The following is a 7963-nucleotide window of genomic DNA, read 5'->3' as shown; positions in this document are numbered from 1 at the left end:
ATTTTGCTTCTTTCTGCCGTTCTTCGGTAGCATTACAAATAGTGTTTAAAATATCGCCAATATTTAAAACACTATTATCATACCTCTTTTTGCAGAGAATTTCAACTAATTCTTTAAATTTGTTGTAATTAAATGTCGTCTGCGAAACAACACAGGGGATTTTGTCCGGATCAGGAACAAAATTCTCCGTTTCCTCTCTGCTTCTGAGGACTGTACAGGACCCTTCGCACCATCCGCAGATTCCCTTCACTTCAGGATGATCCGGATCACCGAATATTATGATCTGTTTTCCGGCTCTGCTTTCCCGCTCTACGATCCGGTGTATCTTCAGTACGAAAGGACAGGTAACATCCACAAAGGAAAGACCGGCCGCTTTAAGCTTCTCATACACCTCACGTCCTACTCCATGAGAACGGATCACTACAGTTCCCTTACGGATGCCAGGAATATCCTCCTCCTGGATCACTGAAACACCTTTTTTTTCCAGATCTGAGACAACTTCCTCATTATGGATAATAGGTCCCAGAGTGTAAATAGGCGAAACGCCTTCTTCAATGAGTTCATAAACTCTGTCCACCGCACGCTTTACACCAAAACAGAAACCGGCAGTTTTTGCAGTCTTAACCTTCATTTTTCCCAACCTCATCTGATAATATCACTTTTTCTCTGAAGATCTGTAAAATACTTTTTACCACTTCCTCAATCGTCATTTCAGAAGAATCTACAAGCACAGCATCTTCTGCCTGTTTCAAAGGCGAGATTTCTCTGCTCATATCTCTCATATCACGTTCTTCAATATCTCTTCGGATTTCATCCAGATTACATTTCTCACCTTTTTCCTGAAGTTCAAGGTAACGACGTTTTGCCCTGGTAATAGAACTTGCAGTAAGATAAATCTTCACATCTGCATCCGGAAGAATCGTAGTGCCGATATCTCTTCCATCCATAACAACATTCATAGAGGCAGCCAGTTTTCTCTGAAGATCCAGAAGCTTTTCTCTTACCTTAGGATTAGCCGAACTGACAGAAGCCATGTTGCCAACTTCCTCTGTACGCAGGAAAGCATTTACGTTTTCACCATTTAAAAGAACAATCTGTTCTCCGTTTTTATATTCAATGGAAATCTCTGCGCCCTGGCAGGCATCTCCGATCAGTGCAGGATTTTCTCTGTCCACCTTACAGCGGAGAAGATAAAGGGCCATTGCCCTGTACATTGCTCCTGTATCTACATACACACAGGAAAGCTCTTTTGCAACCTTTTTTGCGATGGTGCTTTTTCCGGCTCCTGCCGGGCCATCAATAGCAATATTATAGCTCATTTTACTTTTCTCCTTATTCTTCACACACAGCCATAGCTGCAAGATAAGCAGTAGACCAGGCTATCTGAAGATTAAATCCGCCGGTTACTGCATCAAGATCAAGTACTTCTCCAACAAAATACAGATCTGACACTTTTTTTGACTCCATGGTTGCAGGATTGATCTCCTTTACGGAAACACCGCCTCTGGTGATCACAGCTTCCTTGAATTCTCCAAGACCGATAATGGTAAATGGAAAAGCTTTTACAAAAGCTCCAAAACGCAGTCTTTCTTCCCTGGATATCTCATGAATTGGTTTTTCAGGAGGAATCCCGCCGATTTTCAGCATAACAGGAGTCAGTGAAGATGGAAAAAGAACTCCTATCACATTTTTAAACTGTTTGTTTTTCCTTGTTTCAAACTCTCTGAGAATGCGGCTGTCTAACTGTTCCGGAGAAAGTGCGGGCTTCAGATCCAAAAATGCTGTCAATTCCCCATTTTTTTTCAGAGCCGTACCTATATGAGCACTGGCAGACAATACAAGCGGACCTGTAATTCCTGAATGTGTGAACATCATTTCTCCAAAATCTCTGTAAAGGATCTTTTTACCGTTTTTTACGGTCAGTTCAACATTTTTCAAAGAAAGTCCGGCCATTTCCGGAATGTAATCCTCTTTTGTGTGAAGAGGAACAAGTGATGGAGAAAGCTCAGTCACACTATGTCCGGCTTTTTCTGCAAAACGATAACCGTCTCCGGTAGCTCCTGTTGTAGGATAGGACAAGCCTCCGGTGGCTACGATCACCGCATCTCCTTTGCAGACACTTCCATCAGAAAGACACACACCTTCTGCTTTTCCCTCTTCCAGAAGCAGGCTTTTTACCTGACTTTTTAAATGAATACAGACACCATATTCTTTCATTTTTCTTTCCAGAGCACGGATAATATCAGAAGAATGATCAGAGCATGGAAATACACGATTACCCCGCTCAGTTTTCAGAGGAGTTCCTGCTTCCTCAAGAAAATCCATCATATCCTGGCTGGTAAATGTATAAAAGGCACTGTACAGAAATTTTGCATTCTGAACCACTGAATTCAACAATTCCTCAGGGCTGCAGTCATTAGTTACATTGCACCGCCCCTTACCTGTAATATACAGTTTTTTCCCAAGCTTTTCATTTTTTTCAAAGAGTGTTACTTCACAGCCGTTTTTTGCAGCAAAAATCGACGCAAGCATACCGGCAGCTCCGCCTCCCACAATAATGACTCTTTTTTTATTCATGAATATCCTTTCATACAGGAAAGGGCTGTTAATGAAGCACAGCTTCACAACAGCCCCTTAACCTTTTACGTTATTTTATACCGGATAAGCTCCGTTTTTTGTATCTGCTGCTGTTTCGTCAACCTTTGTCTCCTGTGCCTGACGGTATTTGAAGAACTCAGTAGCAACCTGCGGGAAGAGAGCATAAGAAAGAACATCTTCGTCCTGCTTCTTGTACTGTGCCATTTCACCTTCCAGTTTATCAAGCTCATTTTCAATAAGGTCTGCCGGACGGCAGGTGATCGGCTGAGTATCTCCGATACATTTTTTCTGTACTTCCGGGTCAAACGGTTTTACAGTTGCACCATATTTACCGCTTAAGATATCCTTGGTTTCTTTTGTAACCATCTTATATCTTTCACCCATAAGAACATTAAATACAGCCTGAGTACCAACGATCTGAGAAGACGGAGTAACCAGAGGCGGCTCGCCAAGGTCTTTACGTACTCTCGGAACCTCTTCCAGAACATCATAGAATTTATCTTCTGCATGCTGTTCTTTCAGCTGAGATGTCAGGTTGGAAAGCATACCTCCTGGTACCTGGTACAGAAGAGTCTTAATGTTAACACCAAGGTTCTTCGGATTCAGAAGGCCGCTGTCAAGAGCCTCGTCACGGATCGGACGGAAGTAGTCAGCAATCTCAGCAAGAAGCTGCTGATCAAATCCTGTATCATACGGTGTTCCCTTAAAGGTCTCAACCATAACCTCTGTTGCAGGCTGGGAAGTTCCCAGTGCAAACGGAGAAATTGCTGTATCGATAATATCAACGCCCGCTTCTACTGCTTTCATGTAAGTCATGGAAGCAACACCTGAAGTATAATGTGTATGAAGATCGATCGGGATCTTAACCGCATCTTTCAGAGCGCCTACAAGCTCTGTTGCCTGATACGGCAGAAGAAGACCCGCCATATCCTTGATACAAATGGAGTCTGCACCCATTTCTTCGATTTCTTTTGCAATATTTGTCCAATATTCCAGTGTATAGGCATCTCCAAGTGTATAAGACAGCGCTACCTGTGCATGCGCTTTTTCTTTATTAGCTGCCTTTACTGCTGTTTTCAGGTTACGCATATCATTCAGACAGTCAAAAATACGAATGATATCAATACCGTTTGCTGCAGATTTCTGTACAAAATACTCTACAACATCGTCTGCATAAGGACGGTATCCCAGGATATTCTGTCCACGGAACAGCATCTGAAGTTTTGTATTCTTAAATCCATCACGGAATTTACGAAGTCTTTCCCACGGATCCTCTTTCAGGAAACGGAGGGAAGCATCAAAAGTAGCGCCGCCCCAGCATTCTACTGCATGGTAGCCTACCTTATCCATTTTATCAACGATTGGAAGCATCTGTTCTGTGCTGAGTCTTGTAGCGATCAGGGACTGATGCGCATCACGCAGGACAGTTTCCACGATTTTTACAGGTTTTTTCTCTAATTCTGCCATTATTTATTCTCCTTGATCTAAAATACAGAATAATATAATTCACTTTTTGACCGATGTCCGCAGCTTTTTTCTATCAGACACCAAAAATCGCCATGAAGGTTCCGGCTGCTACAGCTGTACCTATTACACCTGCTACGTTTGGTCCCATGGCATGCATCAGCAGGAAATTGGTAGGATCTGCTTCTGCACCTACCTTCTGAGATACACGGGCTGCCATCGGAACTGCAGATACACCGGCAGAACCAATCAACGGATTGATCTTTCCGCCGGAAAGCTTACACATAAGCTTGCCAAGCATAACACCGCCAAATGTACCAAAAGCAAAAGCCACAAGTCCAAGTGCTACGATTTTCAGTGTATCCAGGTTCAGGAATGCTTCCGCGCTTGTGGAAGCTCCTACAGAAGTACCCAGAAGGATAACTACGATATACATCATTGCATTGGATGCAGTTTCTGTAAGCTGTTTTACAACTCCTGATTCACGGAACAGGTTACCAAGCATCAGCATACCTACCAGCGGAGCTGTTGTAGGAAGGATCAGGCAAACTACAATTGTGATCACGATTGGGAAAAGAATTTTTTCCAGTTTGCTGACCGGACGAAGCTGATCCATTTTGATCTTACGTTCTTTTTCTGTTGTAAACAGTTTCATGATCGGCGGCTGAATGATCGGAACCAGTGACATATAGGAATATGCCGCCACCGCAATAGGTCCCATAAGGGCAGTCTGTCCAAGTTTTCCTGCAAGGAAAATAGATGTCGGACCATCAGCTCCTCCGATAATAGAAATAGCTGCTGCTGCTTTTCCATTAAATCCAAGAAGGATTGCAAGGAAGTAAGCAACATAAATACCAAGCTGTGCTGCCGCACCAAGAAGGAAGCTCTTAGGATTGGCAATCAGCGGGCCAAAGTCTGTCATGGCACCTACGCCCATAAAGATCAGAGACGGAAGGATACTCCACTCATCAAGTAAGTAGAAGTAATGAAGAAGTCCGCCAACTCCGTTGGACATATCTTCCGGATGTGCCATAATATCCGGGTAAATATTTACAAGAAGCATACCAAAAGCGATCGGAACAAGAAGAAGAGGTTCAAATCCCTTTTTAATTGCAAGGAATAAGAATACACATGCCACCGCGATCATCAGATAGTTGCCCCATGTAAGGTTAAAGAAAGCTGTCTGATGGATCAGGTTAGACAGGGTTTCTGCAACATTAGACATCTGAATACCTCCCGTCTTAGTTCATGGTTGCCAGGGTATCTCCGTTTTCTACGGAAGCACCTTCTGTTGTATCGATACTTGCAACTGTACCATCCTGAGGTGCAACTACAGGAATCTCCATCTTCATGGATTCAAGGATCACAATGCTGTCACCGGCTTTTACTGCCTGTCCGGCAGCTGCAACAACCTTCAGTACTTTTCCCGGAACAGAAGCAGTTACTTTAACAGCGCCTGCGCCTGCTGCCGGTGCTGCTGCCTTCGGTGCTGCCGGTGCTGCTTTTGGAGCTGCTGGCGCTGCCTTCGGTGCTGCTGCCGGTGCAGATACGCTGCCGGTCTCTTCTACAGTTACTTCATATGCAGTTCCGTTTACGGTAATTGTATAGCTTTTCATTTTATTATCCTCCTAATTAACAATTATCTTCTTGGACGTTTGATTTTACGAATAGAACGTACAACAAATCCATCAGTGCTTGTTCCTTCAGCCGCTGCAATAGCTGCTGCAATAACTGCGATCAGCTCGTTGTCATCGCTGAGTTCTACAGTTTCCGCTGCTGGCGCTGCCGGCGCAGGTGTCGGTACAGACGCAGGTTCTTTTTTCTCTTTTTTAGCTACTGAGGAACCTGGGATGAACTTGAACATGGAGATCACAAAGATCAAAAGGATCAGGATCACAAATACTGTTCCAAGTCCCATAAGGGTATTTAACCCCGCATTCTTCATAGTTGTTGACAGCGGATACTGAACATTCACTGCTACCGATGCAGGAGTGACCATTCCGTCATTCTCTTCAAACACATAAACGAATTCTGCATCAAGCTTTTCGAAATCAACCGGTACAGTAGCTGTATACTGACGGTTTGAAAACTCAACCTCAGCTGAGCCTGCTTCTACAAACTCTCCTACCGACTCTCTTGCATCATCCCAGGCTGTCATTGCACTTACAGTAAATTCATCTCCGGATTCAAGATAAGATTTGATCTCATCCTCTCCAAGTGTGACGATCTCACTGGTCAGACCCTCTGCAGTCATAACGATCTGGGTATTGATTGACTCATCGATCTCACCGCCTGCCATTACAACTGCTGCGCCGGAAAAAGTAAGAGAAGCAGCGCAGACTGCTGCCGCACAAGCAGAAGACGCTCTTTTTAACATCTGATTCATATGCTCACCTCTCTTAGACTGCGCTGTGCTTTTTAGCCGGGCGGTCTTCTCTCTTTGTGAACAGCATTTCGAAAGCTCCGATCACATATTTTCTTGTATCAGCCGGAGCAATAACTGTGTCCACGTAGCCTCTTGCTGCTGCAGATGCAACACCGGACTGAAGTTCTCTGTACTCAGCTGCTTTTTCATTCAATACCGTAGCATCCGCTCCCGGATACATGATCTTAGCTGCAAGAGAAGCATCCATCATGCCGATTTCTGCATTTTCCCATGCGTAAACAAGATCTGCGCCTACGGACTTACTGTTCATAGCAACATATGCAGTACCATATGCCTTGCCGATGATCACATTCACCTTCGGAACAGTAGCATCTGCAAATGCATGAATCATGTCACCAACAGATTTTGCCATCATTTTTTCATTGCAGAGAGTAGCCTTAAATCCGGTAACATTTGTAAGAGTAAGTACAGGAATATCAAAAGCATCACAGAATTTCACAAAATCTGCTGCCTTTCTTGCGCCTCTTGCAGAAATAGTTCCATCGAACTCTTCTGTTTTCTCGCCTTCTTCATTGTAAGCTTCTGTTCTGTTTGCTACTGCGCCGACAGTTGCTCCATTCAGGCGGAGGAATCCTGTTACAATATCCTTGCCGTACTCTTTCTTTGTTTCAAAGAAAAATCCGTCATCTGCAATTCTGGAAAGTGCAATAGAGGTATCTCCGGCACAGGCTGCCAGATCATCACAGGTACGGTTCAGATCGTCTGTGCATTCTACAAAAGAGTCATTGTCTTCAAAATTAGAAGGAAGGAGGCTGACAAGCTGACGGATCTCTCCAAGGATTTCCTCTTCAGTGCCGACTCCATCAATAAGACCAGTTTCCTGACTCTGGAACTCAGCTGCAGCTGTATCACATTTATCAACATGATTTCCCTCAAGTGCATTTGGTGTATTTACAAACATTTTACCTTTTTTTGCTTCCATAAAAGTAAAATCTGTCAGTGCAGGAACTACTGCCATTCCACCGCCGCAGGTACCAAAAACTGCAGTGATCTGCGGGATCATTCCAGATGCCAGAGTCTGTTTCAGGTAAATAGAACCAAAAGCTTCCAGCGCATCTGTTGCTTCCTGAAGTCTCAGACCGGCACAGTCAACAAGACCGATAACAGGAGCTCCTGTTTTCATTGCAAGATCATAGAGTGCGGAAATTTTCTTTGCATGCATTTCCCCTACAGTTCCGTTCAGAACTGAAGCGTCCTGGCTGTACACGTATACAAGATTTCCGTCGATGACACCTGAGCCGGTGATCACACCGTCTGAAGGTGCTTTTGTTTCAGTCATGTTAAAATCAGTATTTCTTGCTGTAATACTTTTGCCGATTTCAACAAAACTGTTCGCATCAAGCAAAGAAATAATTCTTGTGCTTGCTAAACTTGGTGTTGCATTACTCATTCTCGTTTGCCCTCCATTTTTATAAGAATTTTAAGTATAACCAAAATTTCAGCCGATTATAATTG

General features: G+C 43.8%; 8 protein-coding genes. All 8 read right to left on the bottom strand.

Annotated elements, in window-relative coordinates:
* Positions 1 to 631, bottom strand: a 631-nt coding sequence (gene ispH / locus RDS42_RS09770; protein WP_308783496.1) for a 4-hydroxy-3-methylbut-2-enyl diphosphate reductase, incomplete at its 3' end; no start/stop codon positions are given.
* Entirely contained in the window at positions 621 to 1319 is a 699-nt protein-coding gene (cmk, locus tag RDS42_RS09765) for a (d)CMP kinase (protein WP_308783495.1), read from the bottom strand. The genes cmk and ispH, both read right to left, overlap by 11 nt.
* 13 nt (positions 1320 to 1332) lie before the next feature.
* Positions 1333 to 2577 carry an NAD(P)/FAD-dependent oxidoreductase gene (locus RDS42_RS09760; RefSeq protein ID WP_308783494.1) on the bottom strand — a complete coding sequence of 415 codons (1245 nt, stop codon included), beginning with the start codon at positions 2575 to 2577 and terminating at the stop codon, positions 1333 to 1335.
* Between the two features lie 75 nt (positions 2578 to 2652).
* Complete coding sequence (locus RDS42_RS09755; RefSeq protein ID WP_308783493.1) at positions 2653 to 4065, bottom strand: oxaloacetate decarboxylase subunit alpha; 1413 nt, start codon at positions 4063 to 4065, stop codon at positions 2653 to 2655.
* A 73-nt stretch (positions 4066 to 4138) separates the two neighbouring features.
* Entirely contained in the window at positions 4139 to 5287 is a 1149-nt protein-coding gene (locus RDS42_RS09750) for a sodium ion-translocating decarboxylase subunit beta (RefSeq protein WP_308783492.1), read from the bottom strand.
* Between the two features lie 16 nt (positions 5288 to 5303).
* Positions 5304 to 5678 carry a biotin/lipoyl-binding carrier protein gene (locus RDS42_RS09745; protein WP_308783491.1) on the bottom strand — a complete coding sequence of 125 codons (375 nt, stop codon included), beginning with the start codon at positions 5676 to 5678 and terminating at the stop codon, positions 5304 to 5306.
* Positions 5679 to 5701: 23 nt separating this feature from the next.
* Entirely contained in the window at positions 5702 to 6448 is a 747-nt protein-coding gene (locus tag RDS42_RS09740; protein ID WP_308783490.1) for an OadG family protein, read from the bottom strand.
* Positions 6449 to 6461: 13 nt separating this feature from the next.
* Entirely contained in the window at positions 6462 to 7898 is a 1437-nt protein-coding gene (locus RDS42_RS09735) for a carboxyl transferase domain-containing protein (RefSeq protein WP_308783489.1), read from the bottom strand.
* Between the last annotated feature and the right edge of the window lie 65 nt (positions 7899 to 7963).

Origin of the sequence: uncultured Blautia sp. (assembly GCF_902497045.1) — a bacterium.
Classification (GTDB): Bacteria; Bacillota; Clostridia; order Lachnospirales; family Lachnospiraceae; genus Blautia_A.
Note: the sequence above shows the minus strand (reverse complement) of the source record. Positions and strands in the feature narration are given on the sequence as shown.